This is a genomic window from Micromonospora sp. NBC_01699 (assembly GCF_036250065.1).
GTDB lineage: Bacteria > Actinomycetota > Actinomycetes > Mycobacteriales > Micromonosporaceae > Micromonospora_G.
Genome location: NZ_CP109199.1, coordinates 1,794,972 through 1,815,191, shown reverse-complemented (window position 1 = coordinate 1,815,191; position 20,220 = coordinate 1,794,972). Strand labels below are relative to the sequence as shown.

18 protein-coding genes and 1 pseudogene are annotated in these 20,220 nt (G+C 69.2%); 11 read left to right on the top strand and 8 right to left on the bottom strand.

Going from position 1 to position 20,220, the window contains the following annotated elements:
• Positions 1–121 precede the first annotated feature (121 nt).
• Positions 122–706: a hypothetical protein gene (locus tag OG792_RS08225; protein ID WP_329108629.1), complete on the top strand. Its 585-nt coding sequence runs from the start codon at positions 122–124 to the stop codon at positions 704–706.
• A gap of 364 nt (positions 707–1,070) precedes the next feature.
• Here OG792_RS08225 and OG792_RS08220 read toward each other — a convergent pair whose 3' ends face one another.
• Complete coding sequence (locus tag OG792_RS08220) at positions 1,071–2,033, bottom strand: hypothetical protein (protein ID WP_329108628.1); 963 nt, start codon at positions 2,031–2,033, stop codon at positions 1,071–1,073.
• A gap of 12 nt (positions 2,034–2,045) precedes the next feature.
• A complete protein-coding gene (locus tag OG792_RS08215) occupies positions 2,046–2,660 on the bottom strand; it encodes an RNA polymerase sigma factor (RefSeq protein WP_329108627.1) in 615 nt (204 codons plus the stop codon).
• 748 nt (positions 2,661–3,408) lie between these two features.
• Here OG792_RS08215 and OG792_RS08210 point away from each other — a divergent pair.
• The 5 genes from OG792_RS08210 (at position 3,409) to OG792_RS08190 (ending at position 6,323) form a co-directional block, all read left to right on the top strand.
• Complete coding sequence (locus OG792_RS08210) at positions 3,409–4,599, top strand: helix-turn-helix domain-containing protein (RefSeq protein ID WP_329108626.1); 1,191 nt, start codon at positions 3,409–3,411, stop codon at positions 4,597–4,599.
• A 291-nt stretch (positions 4,600–4,890) separates the two neighbouring features.
• Positions 4,891–5,115, top strand: a complete 225-nt coding sequence (locus OG792_RS08205) for a hypothetical protein (RefSeq protein WP_329108625.1) — start codon at positions 4,891–4,893, stop codon at positions 5,113–5,115.
• Complete coding sequence (locus tag OG792_RS08200; RefSeq protein WP_329108624.1) at positions 5,112–5,258, top strand: hypothetical protein; 147 nt, start codon at positions 5,112–5,114, stop codon at positions 5,256–5,258. The genes OG792_RS08205 and OG792_RS08200 overlap by 4 nt, the downstream gene beginning before the upstream one ends.
• 504 nt (positions 5,259–5,762) lie before the next feature.
• Positions 5,763–6,038: a hypothetical protein gene (locus OG792_RS08195; protein ID WP_329108623.1), complete on the top strand. Its 276-nt coding sequence runs from the start codon at positions 5,763–5,765 to the stop codon at positions 6,036–6,038.
• Positions 6,039–6,050: 12 nt separating this feature from the next.
• Positions 6,051–6,323: a hypothetical protein gene (locus OG792_RS08190; protein WP_329108622.1), complete on the top strand. Its 273-nt coding sequence runs from the start codon at positions 6,051–6,053 to the stop codon at positions 6,321–6,323.
• A 106-nt stretch (positions 6,324–6,429) separates the two neighbouring features.
• On the opposite strand, the gene OG792_RS08185 is transcribed toward OG792_RS08190, so the two are convergent.
• Positions 6,430–9,234 carry a glycoside hydrolase family 9 protein gene (locus OG792_RS08185; protein WP_442932451.1) on the bottom strand — a complete coding sequence of 935 codons (2,805 nt, stop codon included), beginning with the start codon at positions 9,232–9,234 and terminating at the stop codon, positions 6,430–6,432.
• A 538-nt stretch (positions 9,235–9,772) separates the two neighbouring features.
• Here OG792_RS08185 and OG792_RS08180 point away from each other — a divergent pair.
• Positions 9,773–11,341, top strand: coding sequence for an aldehyde dehydrogenase family protein (locus OG792_RS08180; protein WP_329108620.1), 1,569 nt, complete (start codon positions 9,773–9,775; stop codon positions 11,339–11,341).
• A gap of 93 nt (positions 11,342–11,434) precedes the next feature.
• Here OG792_RS08180 and OG792_RS08175 read toward each other — a convergent pair whose 3' ends face one another.
• Positions 11,435–12,376 (bottom strand): NAD-dependent epimerase/dehydratase family protein, encoded by a 942-nt coding sequence (locus OG792_RS08175; RefSeq protein WP_329108619.1) that lies wholly within the window; start codon positions 12,374–12,376, stop codon positions 11,435–11,437.
• Between the two features lie 249 nt (positions 12,377–12,625).
• A complete protein-coding gene (locus OG792_RS08170; protein WP_329108618.1) occupies positions 12,626–13,027 on the bottom strand; it encodes a hypothetical protein in 402 nt (133 codons plus the stop codon).
• A gap of 186 nt (positions 13,028–13,213) precedes the next feature.
• On the opposite strand from OG792_RS08170, the gene OG792_RS08165 reads away from it, so the two are divergent.
• Positions 13,214–13,675 (top strand): VOC family protein, encoded by a 462-nt coding sequence (locus OG792_RS08165; protein ID WP_329108617.1) that lies wholly within the window; start codon positions 13,214–13,216, stop codon positions 13,673–13,675.
• A gap of 84 nt (positions 13,676–13,759) precedes the next feature.
• Here the strand turns inward: OG792_RS08165 and OG792_RS08160 are convergent, their stop codons facing one another.
• Together OG792_RS08160 and OG792_RS08155 are read right to left on the bottom strand one after the other, a co-directional pair.
• Positions 13,760–14,932 (bottom strand): GNAT family N-acetyltransferase, encoded by a 1,173-nt coding sequence (locus OG792_RS08160; protein WP_329108616.1) that lies wholly within the window; start codon positions 14,930–14,932, stop codon positions 13,760–13,762.
• A 75-nt stretch (positions 14,933–15,007) separates the two neighbouring features.
• Entirely contained in the window at positions 15,008–15,730 is a 723-nt protein-coding gene (locus OG792_RS08155; protein ID WP_329108615.1) for an amino acid-binding protein, read from the bottom strand.
• Positions 15,731–15,950: 220 nt separating this feature from the next.
• On the opposite strand from OG792_RS08155, the pseudogene OG792_RS08150 reads away from it, so the two are divergent.
• From OG792_RS08150 to OG792_RS08140, 3 genes and pseudogenes are all read left to right on the top strand, one after another.
• Positions 15,951–17,051: pseudogene (locus OG792_RS08150) on the top strand (phosphotransferase family protein); the annotation flags it as partial.
• A gap of 4 nt (positions 17,052–17,055) precedes the next feature.
• A complete protein-coding gene (locus OG792_RS08145; RefSeq protein ID WP_329108613.1) occupies positions 17,056–17,739 on the top strand; it encodes a hypothetical protein in 684 nt (227 codons plus the stop codon).
• A 48-nt stretch (positions 17,740–17,787) separates the two neighbouring features.
• Entirely contained in the window at positions 17,788–19,026 is a 1,239-nt protein-coding gene (locus OG792_RS08140) for an acyl-CoA dehydrogenase family protein (protein WP_329108612.1), read from the top strand.
• A gap of 110 nt (positions 19,027–19,136) precedes the next feature.
• Here OG792_RS08140 and OG792_RS08135 read toward each other — a convergent pair whose 3' ends face one another.
• Positions 19,137–20,183 carry a LacI family DNA-binding transcriptional regulator gene (locus tag OG792_RS08135; protein ID WP_329108611.1) on the bottom strand — a complete coding sequence of 349 codons (1,047 nt, stop codon included), beginning with the start codon at positions 20,181–20,183 and terminating at the stop codon, positions 19,137–19,139.
• Positions 20,184–20,220: the final 37 nt, after the last annotated feature.

The following is a 20,220-nucleotide window of genomic DNA, read 5'->3' as shown; positions in this document are numbered from 1 at the left end:
CGAAGAAGTGATACAACGTTCCTACCGAGGCAACGAGATCGACAAAGGTCAATTGACTGGAACCTAGTTGACCTCAACCACAACGGACCAATGTCCTATTCCAGAGTCGTCGGGAGGCAGCGTGCGACTGAACAAGAGGCTACTCGCCGCCACATCAGTGGTGGTCGCCGTACTGGTTGGTGCGGTAGCGCCTGCACAAGCAGCCGGCAGTACGTCGGAGAAATCAGGTCAGTATTGCGTGGTGGTCCTCGGAAAGGCTTCAAACCCCGCTACGATATCTCCCGAGCTGTACCGCCACTGCTCCCCGCATTCCTTCGACACACGCGCACACCTGCAAGACATCGAGGTGCAGAATGAACTGGCCGGCATCCTAGCGGCAACCAACGCAGTTACCGGAGGTGAGGTAGCCACATCTGCGGTGGCCTCCACCCACCTGTTCAGGGCGTGGTCAGCCGCGGGATACGAAGGCGAGTACTGGGACTACTACGGATCCGAACCATGTGACGAATACGGTTACTACTGGAATCCATCGGGTTGGTGGAGCACGCATCTCAGCTCAATCGAGCGGGGCTATCAAAGCAACTGCGATCGGGTACGTCTACACACGATTGACGGCAGTGCCTGGGCAGAATTTAACGTGTCGCTCAGTAATTTGACATCGACCTACAACGACAACGTCGGCGAGTTGCAGATCTGGAACGGCTGAGGTAAGTCCATTTTCGTTCGACGCCAAATCTCGATCAATCGCCGAGATTTGCAGCAACGACGAGTCATTGAAGTGAGCGGCCACCGCGCTATGATTTCCTAGCGGTGGCCCCTCGCATGCTAGAACCCATCCGCTCTTGTTGGCGCCCCTGATGGACGCACGAAGGCGCCATCATGTCGGCAATTGCCGATCGTCAGATTCTATGAAGCTCGCGGAGGCGACGACCCACACTGGCCAAGTGAACCACGCAACAACCACCGGTTTGACCTGTTCCGAATTACAGCCGCCCCTTTCTCAATTTGACCTACGTGCCAGATTTTCGCAACGCAGCAGCATGTCAGAGCACTATCCGTCGCTCCTGTCCTCATGGTCGTTGCGCGGTTGTCGTGGTGTAGCCGCTACCGATCCACACCGTATAATTAACGGTGGCAGGTACCTCAATCGGCAACCCTCCCCGCTCAAGTGCGATATTCTCTGAGTCGAGCAAAGCTCCAGTGTTCGCGTCGAACACCAGTATGAGGCGCTCAGCAACTCGGTCACGCTTCTCGGCGCCTATGGCAACCCCTCGTCGGCCGATCCGGTCGGTTGCGTTGCCCATGAATTTCAGATCGGGTTGCGTGGCTAGCATGTTGAGCAAACCACTTTGCAGCGTTGGAGGCACCACCTGCTTCAACCAGAGATCCGTGACGGCCCTTAAGGTGTCGAATGACGTGCTCCGCTCGAAAGTCTTACGCAAAGACTCCGGTGTCGTTTCGCCTGCGATGAAATCTCCAGGCAAGCCGCCCGCAGAGAATTGCTCGTCCCGATTTATCTTGGTGCCAGTTGTCACCTTAAGTCGACCGGAACCATCATTCGCAATCCATTGCTCCCTTTCCATGATCTCGATACCCGAGTGCAGGACACGATTCTCCGTGTCGGCCGCGACGTTTAGGTACCATCCGCGCTTTTGCAGGTAGTGATAGGGGCCTGATCCTGTCGCTGGTGGTTGAATTTGAGCACGGAGGGCGAGATCCAAAAAGGCTTCTTGTGCGGTCCGATATTTCATCGTCGATTCATACGTCAACATCGGCGGCGTTGCCGCGTACGCACTCTCACTGTTGAGCGACGGAACGAGCAGGACCCCTGCACCCACCAGGGCCGCCAGCCCGACAGCCAATATGGCTCGGCGCTTCAGGAGCCAAGGCACTCGCGGCGAGGGGCTCTCCATTTCGTCGTACGCATCGCTGTACCAGCGAGTCCCAATCGGCAGATCGGTGCCCGGTGGCCGGTGGTCGGGGAACCTCTGCGCCTCCATACGACGCAGCGCATTCTTAACTTGCCTGCTCATGATGGTTCTCTTTCATGTGTGCTCACTGGTAGCCCGACGGGTAGCGGGTAGAGACCCACCGGAACTGCGGCCTAAGCTTTTCCTGTCATCGCGTACGGCATTTTCATTCCGTTCACCAAAGGTGTTAGTTGCGTCAAGTTGTTCGAGCGCGGCCGCCAGACGACGACGCGCTCGGTGCACCCGCACTGCGAATGTGGGTACAGAGCAACCCGCCACCAGGGCAGCCTGAGTATGGGACAAGTCGTCCCATACTGTGAGAATAAGTGCTTCGCGATCCTGATCGTTCAGCCTCGTCAACGCAGTCAGCACCAGGATGCGCTCGATCGCGACAACATCGGCCCCTCCTTGCGTGGTTGTTTCAACGTATTTGGCTAGCTCAACCGCAATCGCGTCTTGACGATGGCTTCGGCGCACGTGCTCGCTCATGACGTTCCTGGCAGTCACCAACAGCCAGGGCAAAACCGATTTTGGCAGCTGTGTGCGCCTTCGCCAGGCGATCAGGAACGTCTCATCGGCAACCTCATGAGCCTGGTCTGAAATGATTCGTCGCGAGACATACGCCAGCACTCGTGGATGAAACTGCACGTAGAGGCGCGTGAACCAAGCCGCCTGTCCCTCTTCCTCCATGATCCTCCTTGACGCGTCGCTCTACAGGTAATGGTCAGACGAGTGGGTATCCTTACATCGAAGCTGCGACTTTCTGCTGAAGCCGGTCCACACAAGGCTCTGATCAGCAACGACGGCACTTGCTCGCGCTCACCATCGACGTCCTCGACGCGCTGGAATGATCGCTTCAGCCACGTTGACGAGTGCGGCGGGCAGCGACGGCACTCACTACCGCAGACTGCTGGGCACCTGCTCCTCACCATGAGATCGAGAAGGTAGCCCAGCAGTATCTACGCAGTCCCTCCTGGTCATCATCCCCAGGTACAACGAGGCGGACGATTTCAGCGTGTCGGCTGCGGGTGACCCACAGCGTCAGACCCTCCGCGCACCTTCAGAGGCATCACCTGGCCGCCCAACTTGTAGGTGAACCGCATCTCGGCCTCACCTGCCGGCAGGTCTATCGGCACCGAGCCGACTCCTAAGGTGCCGAGGCCAAGGCCGGACGGCGCGTCCCGCACCGGCGTCCGATCGAGGGATCCATGCGATGACCCCTCGCTTGGCAGGTCCTGGGAGAACCTGCCCGTTCGATCTGTCGAGGCGACGGATCCGGGAGGTACGGGCCAGGTAGGTGCACGATCATGCGAGGGGGTACCCACAACCCTTGGTGGCCCCTCGTTCGTTTCCCCGGTGTACCGTCCGAAGTGGCGGCCCGCCAGTTGTAGCGGCTGGCGCGGTCGCCGCCCAGACCACTACCTGGGAAGGCATCACCGTGGCTACAGACACGATCGGCGCACGGATCAAATACTGGCGCCTGCGTCGCGGTGGGATGACCCAAACCGTGCTCGCCGGGCTCGCCGGGCTCTCCCAGGCTTACATCTCGCAAGTCGAACGTGGCCGGAAGACTATCGAACGGCGGGCCACCCTCATCGGGATCGCCGCCGCTCTACAGGTCACCGTCGCCGACCTGCTCGATCAGCCCGGCGACCCAACGGACCCCATCAAGGCTGGTGCTGCGGACACCGTACCGGCGATCTGGGCCGCCCTGATCGAGATCGAGGAAGGCGAGCGCCGCACCCCGAACCGGATCGGCGAGCAACTGAGCGCCGAAATCGCGCGGACTGCCGAGCTTCGGGACCAGGCGAACTATGCGGCCATGGCGCGGGAGCTACCGGCGCTACTGCTGGCCGCCGCCTGCCATGACGACGGAGGCCAGGCGCTGGCCCAGGTCGGTTACCAGACATCGGCGTGCCTGCGTCACCTCGGATACCGACACCTGGCGCGGGTCGCGGCGAAGGTTGCTTTGGTCGCTGCCGAAACCTCGGAAGATACTGCCTGGATCGGGGCGGCCAGGTTCGCCACCACCCAGTCGTTGCCGATTGAGGCGGCCAGCGTCGCTAGTCGGGTCGCCAGTCGGGCGCTCGTCGACCTCCAAGGCGCAGCAGCCGCGCCCGACGTACGGCAGATGCTTGGCCAGCTCCACCTCTCGGCGGCGTTCACCTCGGCGGTGGACGGCCGGGCCGATGACGCGAGTAGGCATCTCGCCGAGGCCGACCGGGAGGCGAGCACGCTCGGGGACCCAATCGACGGGGCAGGGTTCAACCAGGCGTGCTTCGGGCCGACGAACGTCAAGCTGTGGGAGATGTCGATCGCCGCCGAGCTGGGCGAGTACGGCCGGGTCATCGAGGTAGCACGAGCGATACGACCTGACCCGCTGCGCGCGGTGATCCGGCATCAGTCGTACTGGCTGGACCTCGGACGGGCACTCGCGCACTCGGGGCGCAACGACCGGGAGGCGTTGACCGCGTTCATGCGAGCGGAACGGGCGGCGCCAATTACGTTCACGCTGAACCCGCTCGCCCACGACTCGGTCGTAGCGATGGTGCACCGAGCCCGCGACCGGTCAATGTCGGACGACCTGCGCATCCTGGCCCGTCGTGTCGGCGTGGATGTGCACGCATAACCGCGAGTAATACCGCCCGGTTCAGCCGTCCGTAACCTCGTGATTACGGCGCGGCGGCCTGGCGCTCCTCAATCGCAACGGCCGCCGCGCCCCCCGATCGCGTCGGGCCAGCTACCCCCGTGGCTGGCCCGGCGCACCGGGGGCGCGGTGTCCATGAGGGGGTGGCCCCGCCCCCATCCCGATCACGCCCCGCCGGTGCCACCGTGCCGGCCGGGCGTACGGGGCGCGGGACGTGACCGAGCTGGCTCGCACAGGCCACGTACCGCGCTCCACCTGACGCGGAGGTGAGCAGTGGCGATCAACAGCACACGACGGAAGTGGTTCGCAACGGCCGCCGAACCCGGCCCGGTCGAGCGGGCGGCCCCGCCGACGACACCCGACCCGGCACCCGGGGTCGTCCGGCCGGACCGGCACCTGGTGACCCTGATCGTGGGCGCGGCGACGATCGGCGGCCCACGCCAATCCACGACCGGCGCCCGACCGGCCCGCAGCAACAACGGGCGGTGGCCGGCGTGAGCAGCGAGGCCGAGGAAATGATCCTGACCGCGTTACGGGTCGTCGCGCAGCACCGGGAGAGCCGGTGCGAGCAGTGCACCGAGGACGGGTGTCCGGCGTTCGACCGGGCGCGGGCGTTGGTGTTGACGCCGGGCGAGTGGTGAGCGGGCAGGGCGGTGACGTGCTGCGACGTAGCCTGCTGCCTGGTCTGGTCGTGGCGCTGGAGCGCGTCCGGCGGAACCCCACGGGGTGACCGATGAGTGGGGAACTGAGCCTCGACACGTTGAAGTGGATCGCTCGCGAGGAGGTCACCAGACATCGCCGGTACCGCCTCTGGCGACCGGTCTGCCTCCACTGCACCCAGTACGGATGCCCGTACATGGATCGCGCGATCGAGTTCCTACAGGCCCTCGCGCGAGGCACGAGCACCGACACGCGGGCCGGCACCGAGGGCGGGGCAACATGAGCCGACAGGATGAGCCGCTGACCAGGGCCGGGATCTGGTGGGCCGTCCGCATGACCCTCCAGGGCCACGCTAACGGCCGGCGTTGTCCACAGTGCACGGACGACCACGAGTGCCGACAACTCGACTGGGCGATCAAGGAATGGACCGAGGCCAGGCCAACCTCACCGGTATCGATACTACTCACCGGAGCGGGCGTGATCCCGTGACCGACGAACCAACCCCGCCCCCTCCCACCGGGAACATGCCGGACCCCACCGCAGACGGCACACGGTCACTGGTGAAGGTCACCGTCAACCTCACCCCGCGCGCGGTGGACGCCCTCGACCTGGCCCGCGGACGCACCCGAGACACCAAGACCGACACGATCAACCGGGCACTGGTCGTCTACCACCTGGTCCTCGACCTGATGGAACGCGGCGACGGAAGCCTCACCCTACAAAACCCCGACGGCCGCACCGAACGAGTCCACCTCCTCTGACCGGAGAACGACATGGATCACAACGAGACAGAACCACGGGGCTCCCTGCACCGACCGAACCAAGACTGGTACTGCACCGACGACGGCGAAGAATGGCCATGCCCAACCCACAAACGCCGCATGTGGACGTACTACCAGGACGATCACCTCCGCCTGGAAGGGATCATGAATCGGTTCCGCGACCGCGCCATCGTCAGCGGCATGTCCCACGAGATCGCCACCGCCCGATTCGTCGGATGGGTCAAAAATCCCCCCATCCCACAGGCAAAACGCCCCACCCCTTGACCGCGCTAATACAGGGAATGAGTGGCTATCCGGCGGCGGATAACCACTCATTCTCTGTATCAGCGCACCGAAGCCGGACGGGGGTGGACGGCGGGGCGGCGCGGGGTTAGGACAGGGTGCAGGGGGAGCCGTTCACGGTGAAGGTGGTGGGGCGGGGGTTGGTGCCGGTGTGGGTGGCGTTGAAACCGAAGCTGGTGGAGGCGCCCGGTGCCAGGGTGCCGTTGTAGGACAGGTTGGTCGCGGTGACCGAGGTGCCGGTCTGGGTGACGGTGGCCGACCATGCCTGGCTGACCCGTTGGCCGGCGGCGTACGCGAACGCCAGCGTCCAACCGGTGAGCGCGGTGCCGCCGGTGTTGCGGATGGTGACGGTGGCGGTGAAGCCGTTGCTCCAGTCGCTGGTGGTGTAGGTGACCGCGCACGGCCCGGCCGGAGCGCTCGGCAGTGTGGTCACGCTGACCGGTGCCGACGCGGCCGAGACGTTGCCGGCCAGGTCCACCCCGACGACGTAGAACTGGTACGCCGTGGCCGGCGTCAGCCCGGTCACCGCCAGCGACGTGCCGACCGGTGAGCCGACCAGCACGTCGGTGGCGCCCGCCTCCCGGTAGACGCGGTAGCCGGCGAGGTCCCCGCCCGAGGAGGGCGTCCAGGTCAGGGTGAGGCCGGTCGAGGTGATCGCCGAGGCGGTCGGGGTGCCGGGCGTACCGGGTGGGGTGGTGTCGCCGCCGCCGGGGGCGGTGGTGAACGTGACCGGGGCGGAGGCGGTCGACCGGTTGCCGGCGCCGTCACGGGCGACGACGTAGAACGCGTACGCGGTTGCCGGGGTCAGCCCGGTCACCGCCAGCGACGCGCCGACCGGTGAGCCGACCAGCAGGTCGGTGGCACCCGCCTCCCGGTAGACGTCGTAACCGGCCAGGCCGCTGCCGCCGGTGTCGGTGGACGGGGTCCAGCCCAGCGTCGCGCCGGTGGCGGTGACCGCCGAGGCGACCGGGGTGCCGGGTACGGTCGGCGCGGTGGTGTCCGGGGTGGTCGGGCCGGGCTCGGTGCCCCAGACCCGTACGCCACCCTCGTAGAGCGGGACGTTCGGGTTCGGCCCGACGGTGGCCTGGTAGGACGGGTCGTTGGCCGGGTTCCAGGTTCCGCCCTCCGGTACGCCGATCTTGAACTGCACCTCCATCCGGTGCGCCGACTGACCGGCCGGGGCGATCGTGTAACCGGCACAGTTGACCTCGACGTACCAGAGGTCGCCGGAGGCTTGGCGGGCGGTGGTGGGCGACGGGCAGCCCTGGGTGTATCCGCTGGTCACCTCGATGGCGCTGGTGCCCTCGCGGCGGAAGTAGTAGCGGAACGTGGCGGCCTTGAGGGCACGGGCGGGGAAGGCGGACTTGTTGTAGACGATGGCCTTGATGCCGGTGGAACGGGTCTCGTTCTGCATCATCGTGGTCTCGACGGTCAGCTCGTCGATGTCCGGTGTCTCGGTCGGCGGGAAGCTGGCGAGCGGGCTGCCGCCGTACTCGGAAAAGAGCCGGACCAGCGCGGACGTGAAACCGGCGTTGTAGTCGGTGGCGACCTCGTTCATCACGTAGTCGCCCCGGCTGTCGGTGTAGGCGTCGTTCGGCGCGGACGGGCCGCCGACGAGCGCGCCGTAGAGCACGTGCCGGGTTTCCACCGGTACGGTCTGGCTGTCCCACCAGGAGCCGTGCGCGGTGCGGTGGTGCGGATTGCGGGGCGGGTTGGCGCCGAAGCCGATCAGATAGCTGGAGTTGCGCGGGTTGTCGCCGAGCGCGTAGTTGATCTGCTTGACCGCGAAGTCGTGGTAGCGGGTCTTGCGCGCGGTGTCGGTGGTCCGGTCGGCGTAGACGAGGGCGGCGAAGGCGGTGTTGGCGGCGTAGCGCAGCGCACCCCAGGTGTCGAGCACCGCCATCCCACCTGGTGAGGTGCGCACCTTCTCGCCGTTGACGCCGACGGTCCAGTAGTCGAGCCAGCGGTTGGCGTCGTCGACGTACTTCTGCCGGCCGGTCAGGTTGGCCAGCAGGATGTACGTGCCGAACTGCTTGTTGTCCCAGGCCACGGTCCACTTGTAGAGCCGGGTGGTGGACTGCGGCTCGGTGCCGAGGCGGTCGTACTCGGCCTCGGCCTTGGCCAGGTAGGCGGCCTCGCCGGTGGCCCGGTGCAGCCAGATCGCGCCCCAGACCAACTCGTCCTGGTAACCGCTCCACGAGCGGTAGTAGCTGGTCACGTCGGTGATGCACTCGTGATAGGCGCGGCGCACGGTGTCGGCGAAGGTGTAGAGCTGGCGGGCGTGGCTGACCAGCCGGTCGGCGTAGGTCGGGTCGGTGGGCCGGAACACGATCGAGGAGGCGGCCATCGCGGCGGCCGTCTCCCCGGCCAGGTCCGCGCCGCCACAGCTAGCATCGATTTTGTACGCGGGCCGCGCCATCGGCATCACCTCGGCCGGTCCCCACCACTTGTGGTCGTCGTCGCCCTTGCCGACCTGCCCGTAGAGCACGTTCGCCGACGGGTGTGCCCTGATGAAGTAGTCGTTGACGTACCGCAGATTGTTGAGCAGGTGCGGAAGCTGGCCGGAGGCGGCGTAGCCGTCGCGGTACTCGACCGCGCCCCAGGCGAGCATGGTGGCGCTGAACGCCATCGGGAAGCCGAACTTGACGTGGTCGCCGGCGTCGTACCAGCCGCCGGTGAGGTCCAGGCCGGCGTCGGCGCCGTCGGTGAGCGCGGAGTCGCCGCGCCAGGAGACCCGGTTCCAGTCGGGTAGCCGGCCGCTCTGCTGGGCCTCGTAGAAGTACAGCGACTTCTGCAACGCCTCGGCGTAGTTGTACGCCGGCGCGGCGACCGCCGTACCGGACGCGGCTACGGGTGCGGCGGTGGCGGGGCGGGTGGTCGGGCCGGCGCCCAGGAGGGCCGCTGCGGTTACCGTGAGTAAACCGAAAGTGGCGATTGTTCGGTACCACCGTCCGGGCCGGACCCTACCGGTGGGCCGGGCACGTTGACCTTTTGGCCAGGCCGGCGCGATGCTGGGCAGCACTAGACTCGCTCCTGTCCGTGGAGCCGCGCGCGGCAACGCGTAGCGGAGGACATTGGAGGGGCGGATGTGGGCGCATCCGCCCTTTCGCTATGTCGACGCCCCGGCGGCGCTCGCGGCATGGTGGTGGGGTCCGACGGAGGCGCGGGAGCGCTCCCATGGATGTCCAACAATGTAACCGCCGCATTGCCGCCTTGTGAAGAGCGATCGATGCCAATGGCTGATCGCCCGGTGGCTGATCCCGATCGGCTGAGCCCGCCGGTACCGGCGTGATCGTCCAGCGGGTGGGCTCGACCGTCCTGGGATACGAGCGTACGGTTGCCGACCACCGGCCCGGCGCGAGAGAGTACGCCCAGGTCAGCGGTGCCACCGATGCTGCCGCTCCACTGGTCACGATCTCCAGGAGGAAGCGATGGCACTACGCCTCGCCCACGGCACCGGGTGGCAGGAAACCCTCGCCCGCGCGGTCACCACCACCCCCGAAGCGTTCGACCCGGCGACATCCGACATCGTCACCCTGCGCAACCTGGTCCAGGGTGCCTGGCAGTCGGTCGGCGTACCGACGCCGGTCCGTACCCCGGTCGACAACACCGTGCTGGTCAACCTGTCCCGGTTGGGCGCCGAGCCGGCCCGCGCCGCGGTCGCGTTCGCCGCCGCCGAGCACCGCGAGTGGGCGGCCACCCCGCTGGCGCAACGGAAGGCCCGGGTCACCGAGGCGCTGGACGAGCTGACCGTCCACCGTGACCTGCTGGCCCTGCTGCTGGTCTGGGAGATCGGCAAGCCGTGGCGGCTGGCCTGCGCCGACGTCGACCGGGCGCTCGACGGCGTCCGCTGGTACGTCGAGCAGATCGACCGGATGCTCGCCGACGGGCGGGAGCCGCTCACCGGCCCGGTCAGCAACATCGCGAGCTGGAACTACCCGATGAGCGTGCTGGTCCACGCCGAGCTGGTGCAGTTGCTCGCCGGCAACGCGGTCATCGCCAAGACCCCGTCCCAGGGCGGCGCGGTCTGCCTGACCGTCGCGCACGCGCTGATGCGCCGGGCCGGACTGCCGGCCACCCTGGTCTCCGGCGGCGGCGAGGAACTGTCCGAGGTGCTGGTCCGGGCACCGGAGATCGGCGCGGTGGCCTTCGTCGGCGGCCGGTCCAACGGCGGCAAGGTCGCCGCCGCGCTGCTCGACTCCGACAAGCGACACTTCATCGAGCAGGAGGGGCTCAACGCGTGGGGCATCTGGGAGTTCTCCCAGTGGGACATGCTGGCCAAACACCTGAGAAAGGGCTTCGAGTACGGCAAGCAGCGGTGCACCGCGTACCCCCGGTTCGTGGTGCAGCGGGACCTGGTCGACGGGTTCCTCGACATGTACCTGCCGGTCGTCCGCTCCGTACGCTTCGGCCACCCGCTCGCCGTCGGTGACGACCGGGTCGACGGCGATCCCCTGCCGGAGCTGGACTTCGGTCCACTGATCAGCACCGCCAAGGCCGACGAGCTGCGCCGCAAGGTCGAAGAGGCGGTACGCGGCGGCGCGATCCCGCTGCACCGGGGCAAACTCGACGGGGCGCCGTTCCTCGACGGCCAGGACACCTCGGCGTACGTGGCACCGGCGGTGCTGCTCGCCCCGCCCGGCCGGTCCCGACTGATGCACGCCGAACCGTTCGGGCCGGTGGACACGATAGTGGTGGTCGACACCGAGGATGAGCTGCTGGCCGCGATGAACGCCTCCAACGGTGCGCTGGTGGCGAGTCTCGCCTGCGACGACGAGGACGAGGCGGCCAAGCTCGCGGTGGACCTCCAGGCGTTCAAGGTCGGCATCAACCGGCCCCGCTCACGGGGCGACCGGGACGAGCCGTTCGGTGGGCGCGGCGCCTCCTGGAAGGGCGCGTTCGTCGGCGGCGACCTGCTCGTGCACGCGGTCACCCAGGGCGGCCCCGACCAGCGGCTGTACGGCAACTTCCCCGACTACAACAGCTACCCCGCCACCTGACGATCTCGAACGCGGCGACGCCCCGCTCCGGAAGCTTCCGAGCGGGGCGGCCTCACCGCGACACATACGCCAGCAGGGGTGAACGGGTGAGTGCTACGACCGGGCTGCGCTGGTCTCGACCGAACCGGTGTCGGGAAAGGTGTCGTGGAACGCCGGGTCCAGCGACCGGCCACTCGTCGGCTCGATGAACAGCTCGGCCAGCAGGAGGTCGGCGAAATGGGTCGCATCGAGGCCCGACTCCTTGCGACCGAGGGCCGCCAGCAGGCCACCGAGTCGCAGAAACGCCCGTACGGTGCCGGCCGGCAACCGACGCACCCGGCGCGGTAGGCCAACCGCCTCGGCGGTACGGGCGATCATGTCGTGCCAGGTGAGGTTCTCGTCGGCGACCGGGATGTCCGCACCGCTGGCCCGCTCCAGGGCATCGACCGCGACATCGGCGACGCTGCGTGCCGAGGCCGCGGCGGTCCCGCCGACGGGTACGGCCAGGGGCGCCCGGGACCGGGCCCAACGGTCCAGCGGACCGGCCCAGTTGGGTAGCCGGTCCCCGGCCCGGCCGAGGATGAAGGGCAGCTCCAGCACGGCGACCGGCAGCTCCGGGCCGGCGGCCACCCGCCCCTCCCGGGCCTGCTCCAGCCGGCACCGGATGTAGGTGTGCCGGTCCGCGAGCCGCCACTGCGGGTGCAGCCGATCGTGGTACGTGTAGTACGAGCCCATCAGCACCCCACGGGTGAGACCCTCCTGGCGGGCGGCGGTGAACAGGCGTACCACGGGTTCGACGATGTCCCGCCGGAACACCGGGTAGATCGGCTTGGGTAGCGGCTGCTGCTCGTCCGTACGGGTCGCGTACACGACGCCGTCGTGGCCGGCGAGCAACGGCCGCAGTTCCCCGATCGAGGCGGACCCGACATCGAGTACGTGGTCGACGCCCGGACGGGCCGTACGCGCCACCGTGCTCACCGTGTGACCCCGCTCGCGCAGCACGGTCACGACATGGGCGCCGATCAGTCCACTTCCACCCACCACGAGAATATTCACGCTGAATCGTCCACGCCGGACCCCGTTGGTTGTCAAGCGATGATTTGCCGAAGAACCGGTTTCCGGGTTGGGTTCAGGAAGCCGTCGACGGTCCGCTCCGGCGCAGTACGAGCGTCACGAAACCACTCGTGGTCGTCCCACTCGGCGGCGTCGCTGGCGTGGGCGTACACCGGTGTCCACCCGGACCGTTCGGTGATGTGGTCGACGGCCGGCCACCGCCCGCGGGTGGAGTGTGATCCGCCGAAGGACCTAACCGGCGCTGGTCGGTCTTCCGGGAATGTCGATCCAGCGGGCGGCCGCGTCGACGGTGTCCGCCGGGGTGCTGTTGAACGCGATCGCCGCGTCGGGGGCGTGTCGTCGAATCAGATTGAGCACCTGCTCGAACAACTCCACCTGGTCTTCGGACGTCCGCACGCCGCCGCCGACGACGACGCACTCCCAGGGTCGAGCCGCCAGGGCGGCGCCGACGACCGCCGCCACGTCGTCGCTGCCGTCGAGGCCGAACAGGCAGGTCTCGACGCCGACACCGTGCTCAGCGAATCGAGCGATTCCCACCGCGATCGCGTCGGCGACCGGCCGGGGATCCCAGGGCCCGGGAACCCGGTACGGGTCGAGCCCGATGACGAGGACCCGGGGAGTCGTTGTGTCCACCCCCGGACCCTACGTCGTCTCACCTGCTGATTCGTGCTGCCGGGTCCGTTCGAGCACGGATCGGGTATCCCGCGACCCGTGTCGCGGGACGGGATTCGCGGCTGGCCGGGGATAGGCTTTCTGGCCGGGCAGCGAGCACCTCGGTCGATGCCAATCCATTGAAGCTGATGAAAGCGGAGCAACCCGATGAGCCGCCAAATCCAGGTCACCTTCGACGCCCACGACCCACGGGCGCTGTCGTCCTTCTGGCGCGACGCACTGGGCTACGTCCACCCCGGCCCGCCCGGCGTGGACCTGGCCGGGGACGCCGACCCGCTGGCCGCGTGGGACGACTATCTCGACCGGGTCGGGGTGCCGCAGGAGCAGCGCAACACGAGGTCGGCCATCGAGGACCCGAACGGGCTCGGTCCCCGGCTGTTCTTCCAGCAGGTGCCGGAGGGCAAGGTCGCCAAGAACCGCGTCCACCTCGACGTCCGTGCGGCACCCGGACTGTACGGCGAGGAGCGGATGGCCGCGCTGGAGGTCGAGTGCGATCGGCTCGTCGCACTGGGCGCGACGCGGGTACGTCGCGACGAGCCGGCCCTCCCGTTGAGCGCCGGCTTCATCGTGCTGACCGACCCCGAGGGCAACGAGTTCTGCCTGGACTGACGACCCGCCGTTGCCGACCGGAACCGGGAAGAGGGTCCCTTCCTGCCGTCCCACAGGAAGGAACCCTCTCCCCTTTCGCCCCAGTTAGGCTGTTCCGGCGGCCCGGCTCCGCACCGGAGCCGGGCCGCTGGGGTCTTCGTCCGCCGAATCGGCGGAGGTGTCGACCGGGTCGGCGGCAGGCCGCCCGGTGGTCGGGGCGACGCCGCCGTCCGGCGCGACGGCCGGTTGGGCGCCGTTCAACGGCAGGGTGACGGTGACCAGGTCACCATCGGTGTCGACCGGTTCCGGCCGGCCGACCCGGTGCAGCACCCGGAGCAGGCCGAGGTTCTCGGCGTACGCGTGTGCCACCAGCGCCGCACACCCGCCCCGGCTCGCGTACGCGACCAGCCGGCGCATCAGTGCACCGCCCAGCCCACGCCGCTGCCAACCGTCCTCGACCAGCAGCGCCACCTCGGCCACGGCACCCTCGGGCACCAGGTTGGCCATCGCCACCACCCGTTCCGGGGTGCCGTCGACACCGCCGGTCACGGCCAGCAGGGTCATCCCCCGCGCCGGTTCCAGCAGCCGGCGCAACCGGTCCGGGGTCGGATCGGCCCCGCCCAGATAACGCTGCCAGCGGGTACGGGCCGAGCAGCGCCCGTGCATCGCCAGCACCGCCGGCAGGTCCTCGGGGCCCGCCGGTCGTACGACGAGTTCCGCCCCGTCCGGCAGGACCAGGGTGACCTGTTCCGCCGTACGGCGTACCACGTTCGCGGCGAGGTCGACCAGCGCCTGGGCGCGGGCGTACTCGGCGGGGGTGAAGGCGGGTGCCGTACGGAGCACCTCGTAGGAACCACCGGCCGGATCGGCCAGTCGCATCGTCTCCAGTCCGGCCTGCGGACGGCTCTGTCCGGGGGCCGGGCGCCAGGTGACCGCATCGGCCCCGAGCAGGGCGCGCAATCCCTCGCCGAGCGCGTCCGGGTCCCGGACCAGCCGGCTGGCCAGTCCCAACGCCCGGGTCGGCTGGTCGACCAGGCCACGCGCCTCGCTGCGCGCCACCCAGCAGTCCCGCCCGCGTCCGCGTTCCACCGCGGCGACCAGGTCGGCCGCGGTCAGTCGTTCCGGTGCGTCGACCAGGAAATCGTCGAGCGCGCCGGCCTCGGTGGTGTGTACCTGCACGGTGAGGATGTTGACTCCGCGCAGCGCGAGACTGGCGGTCAACACCGCCAGGTAGCCGGGCCGGTCGTCGACCGTCGCCCTGATCCGCCACAGCGCCATCTCAGCTCCTCTCCCGGATCCGGCCGGCCCGCTGGTGGCCGGGTTCACGGGTCACTCCGCGTCAGTTACGAGCGGTCACGAACGGATGGCCGCCGGGGGCGCACTGACCAGGTCGAGCCGGTCACCGAGAATGACCGCCGCGGCCCGGACCAGTTGCGCCACCCGGTCCACCTCGGTGATGTGGAAACCTGCCGCCGACAGGCCCTCCGCATCCACCCGAGCCACCATGAGCACCAGCCCGGCCCGGCCGAACGGCGCCGCCACGTAGTGCGTGCCGACCGGCCCGTCCAGGGGTCGGGCCCGAAGTGGCGTCACCTCCGGCAGGGTCAGCGGGCTCGGCGCACGCCAACTCGCGTACGCCACCGCCGGTGCCCCACCGGGCGCCCCGGGGAACGCCGAACCCCGCCGAGACGCCCAGTCCGCCGGCACCACCGCAGCCGCCGCCCAGTCCGCCGCCAACAGACCGGGTACGGCGTCCACCAGCGTCGCCAGCCCGTCGGCCGGGTTTCCCGCGACCTGGGCCAGCAACTCGGCGTCCTGGCCTCCGCTGGTGGGCGCGCCGATCGCCCGCCAGACGCCATCGACCTGCACGCCGGGTATCGCCGCCAACCCGGCCATCAGCCGTTCGACCCGGGACGCACCGGGCCAGACCACGGTGAAGTCGTCGACGGCTCGCCCACCGAGCCGCTCCAACACGATCACCTGGACGATGTCGGCACCCGCCACGCCCAGCGTGCGGGCCACCTGTCCGAGCGCGCCCGGACGGTCTGGCAGGGTCACCCGTACCCTCAGCAGCATGTCTGTTCCTCCGTCGACGAGTCGGCGCGGGAACCCCGGGCGCCTGCTTGCGGCGTCTGCGCGCCGGCTTATCTCAAGCAAGATTGCCCGCTGACCATTTCGCCCCTGTTGCCGTACCATGTCCCAGCCGCAACAAGCCGTTCTTGACAAGTTGGCCCAGGTGCCATCAACTGTTCGGATGACCGAGCCGCCGGGCAGCGCCGTCCGGGAGTCGCCGGCCGGTCTGGATCTCGACCGGCTCGCCGGGCACCTGCGCGCACACCGTCCCGATCTGCTCGACGGGCGACCGGAGGCCCGGCTGATCGCCGGTGGCCGGTCCAACCTGACCTACCGGGTCCGGGCCGGTGCCCGCGACTTCGTGCTGCGCCGCCCGCCGCTGGGCCACGTACTGGCCACCGCGCACGACATGACCCGCGAGTTCCGGGTCATCTCCGCCCTGGCCGGCACCGGGGTGCCGGTCCCGGCCGCCCTGCTGCTGTGCCCGGACGACACGGTGATCGGGGCCCCGTTCTACCTGATGGAATGGGTGCCGGGGGTGGTCTACCGCGACCGCGCCCAGACCGACCGGCTCAGCCCGCACCAGCGGCGTGGCCTGGCGCTGGCAATGATGGACACCCTGGCCGTACTGCACGGGGTCGAACCCGCCTCGGTCGGCCTGGCCGATTTCGGTCGGCCCGAGGGATACCTGGCCCGACAGGTACGCCGCTGGGGCGGGCAGCTCGACCAGTCCCGCAGCCGGCCCCTGCCCGGCATGGCGGAACTGCGCCAACGGCTGGCCGACACCGCACCCGAGGGCGCCAACGCGGGCCGGATCGTGCACGGCGACTACCGCCTGGACAACCTGCTGACCGAGCCCGGCCCGCCGGAAACCGGTAACGAGCCGGCGGTGGCCGAGCCGACGACAACCGGCCCCCGGACAACCGGCGACGAGCCGGTGCTGGCGACCGTCCGGGCGGTGCTGGACTGGGAGATGGCCACCCTCGGCGACCCGCTGGCCGACCTCGGGCTGCTGCTGACGTACTGGGACGTTCTCGGTGACCGGGACGAGGCGGCCGGCAACCCGGTCGCCGACGGGCTGGGCCCACGGGCCGGGTTCCCGGCCGGCGCCGAGCTGATCGAGCGGTACGCCGGCCGCAGCGACGTCGACGTCGGCCCGCTGGACTGGCACATAGCGCTCGGCTGCTTCAAGCTCGCGGTGATCTGCGAGGGCATCCACTACCGGCACACCCTCGGGCAGACCGTGGGCGAGGGATTCGACCGGATCGGCGAGATGGTGGCCCCGCTGGTCGAACACGGCCTGACCGCCGTACCCCGGCCCTGACGTCATGTCCGACAAACCCGCCGTGACCGGCGAACACGCCATGACCGACGGACCGGCCGCCCCCGTTCCCCGGTCACTGGCCGTCTTCGCGCTCGCCTACGGGCTGCTGCATCACCTCGGCGGGGCGCTCGGCGGGCTCGGTACGGTCGGGCCGACCCGGTGGGCCGACTGGGCCGAACTGCTGGTCCCGTACGCGGTGCTGGTCCCGGCGGCGGTGGCGCTCGCGGCCGGCGGCGCGGGTCGGACGGTGTGGGCGGTCTACCTGGCCGGCGCCCTCGCCTACGCCGAGGGCAAGGGCGTACACGTGGCCGCGAACTCGATCGCCAACGTGGCACCGGGATCGGCGGCGCACCTGTGGGACGAGATCGTCGGGCACTACGTCTGGTACGCCGGAACGGCTCTCGTCCTCGCCGCGCTGGCCGTCACCTTCGCCCGGTCCGACCCGCCGCGCGGGATCGGCGGCTACCTGCTGGCGCTGCTGGTCGGGCTGACCCACGCGACGAACTCGCTGGAGGGCGGCACCGCCGTCTTCGGCCTCGTCGTCGCGATCGTCGCCTGTGGTTGGGGCTGGGCGACCCGGGCCCGGCTGGGCCGGCTACTACTGGTCGGGTACGCACCGGCGGTGCCGCTGCTGCTCGGGTACGGCCTGTGGCACGGCGGTTTCCCGCAACCCTCGGAACTCGGCTGAACCGGACCTGATCGGAACTCGGTTGGACCGGACCTGGGAGGAGAACAGATGGAGTTCGGATTCGACGCCCGTACCACCGAGCTGCACGCAAGACTGCACGAGTTCCTGGTCGACCACGTCTACCCGGCCGAGCCGGTGTACGCCGCCCAGGTGGCCGGGGCGACCGACCCGTGGACCCGACCGCCGGTGCTCGCCGAACTCAAGGCGAAAGCACGTGAACGTGGGCTGTGGAACCTCTTCCTCCCCCACCCCGAGTACGGCGCCGGCCTGACCAACGTGCAGTACGCACCGCTGGCCGAGCTGACCGGGCGCAGCCCGTACCTGGCGCCGGAGGCGCTCAACTGCGCCGCCCCGGACACCGGCAACATGGAACTGCTGGCCGAGTTCGGCACGCCGGAGCAGCGGGAACGCTGGCTGCGCCCGCTGCTCGACGGGGAGATCCGGTCCGCTTTCTGCATGACCGAACCCGAGGTGGCCTCGTCGGACGCGACCAACATCGCCACCCGGATCGAGCGCGACGGCGACGAGTACGTGGTGACCGGGCGCAAGTGGTGGTCGTCCGGGGCGATGGACCCGCGCTGCGAGATCCTGATCGTGATGGGTAAGACCGATCCGGGCGCCGAGCGGCACCGGCAGCAGAGCATGGTGCTGGTCCCCCGGAACACCCCCGGCGTGACGGTCGAGCGCGGGATGTCCGTCTTCGGTTACACCGACGGCGCGCACGGCGGGCACGCCGAGGTCAACTTCGACGGCGTACGGGTCCCGGCGGAGAACCTGGTCGGTGCGGCCGGGGACGGGTTCTCGATCGCCCAGGCGCGGCTCGGGCCGGGGCGGATCCACCACTGCATGCGCCTGGTCGGGATGGCCGAACGGGCGCTGGAGCTGCTCTGCCGACGTACGTCGGAACGGGTCGCGTTCGGTCGGCCGCTGGCCGAACAGGGGGTGATCCGGGACTGGATCGCCGAGTCGCGGGTCCGGATCGAGCAGGCCCGGCTACTGGTGTTCAAGACCGCGTGGCTGATGGACACGGTCGGCAACCGGGGTGCGCACACCGAGATCCAGGCCATCAAGATCGCCACCCCGGCGATGGCCGAGTGGGTGATCGACAAGGCGATCCAGGCGTACGGCGCCGCCGGCGTCAGCCAGGACACTCCCCTGGCCGCCCTCTGGTCCCAGGCCCGCACCCTCCGCCTAGCCGACGGCCCCGACGAAGTCCACCGCGCCTCCCTGGCCCGCCGCGAACTCCGCCGCTGGCCCGCCCCCCCACCCCTCTCCCCGTCGATCTAGGGCAAATACGTGCTTGTTGATCTCTAATCACCCCCATTTGCCCTAGATCGACGGGGACGGGGGCGCCACGCGGGGGGAGAGGGAGGGGGGAGGGGGAAGGGGGGAGGGGGTTAGGCGGAGGCGCGGTGGACTAGGTGGGTGGCTAGGAGGATGTGGGGGGTTTGGGGGTCTTCGTGGCGGATTCGGGACATGAGGAGGCGGGCCATTTGGCGGCCCATTTCCTCTACCGGCTGGTGGACCGTGGTCAGGGGCGGGTCGGACTGGCGGGCGATGGGGGCGTCTTCGAAGCCGACGACCGCCACGTCCTCGGGGACCCGGCGGCCGGCGTCGCGCAGGGCACGCAGGGCGCCACAGGCCATCAGGTCGGAGGCGACAAAAACCGCGTCGAGGTCCGGGCACTGTTCGAGCAGCCGCCGCATGGCCGCCGTGCCGCTGCTCTCACTGAAATCGCCGTACGCGATCAGCTGTTCGCTGAGCGGTCGACCACTGGCCTGGACGGCCTGGCGGTAGCCGGCGAGCCGGGCGACGCCGACGCCCATGTCCTGCGGGCCGGCGATCGTGGCCACCCTGGTGCGCCCCCGCTCGACCAGGTATTCCACCGCCTGCCGGGCCCCACCGGCGTTGTCCACGTCGACGAAGTAGGCCGCCTGGGCACCGGGTTGCAGCATCCTGGCCGGGCGACCGCCGAGCACCGCCGGCAGGGACCGCTGCTCCAGCAGGTTCGGCAGCGGATCGGAGTCGTGCAGGGAGAGCAGGAGTACGCCGTCGACGTGCTGCGGGGTGAGGTGGTGCTCGACCCGTTCCCGTTCGGCCGGGGACTGGGCCATGGCGAGCCAGAGCTGCATAGGGGTGTCGAGCAGCCCGGAGCTGATGCCGCGCACGATGCCGGCGAAGAACGGTTCGCCGAAGACCCGCTCCTCCGACTCCGACACGACCAGCGCGACGGAGTCCGTACGCTGTGTGACCAGCGCGCGGGCGGCGCGGTTGGGTACGTAGCCCAGCTCGGCGATGGCCTGTTGGACCGCGGCCCGCGCCTCCGGGCTCACCTGGGGTGACCCGTTGACGACGCGGGAGACAGTGCCCCGGCCGACCCCGGCACGGGCGGCGACCGCGTCCAGGGTGGGTCGCCCGAGTGACCGGGTGCGCTGGGTTGTCATGGTGTGCTCCTCCGACGGTGGGGTGGGTCGGCACCGA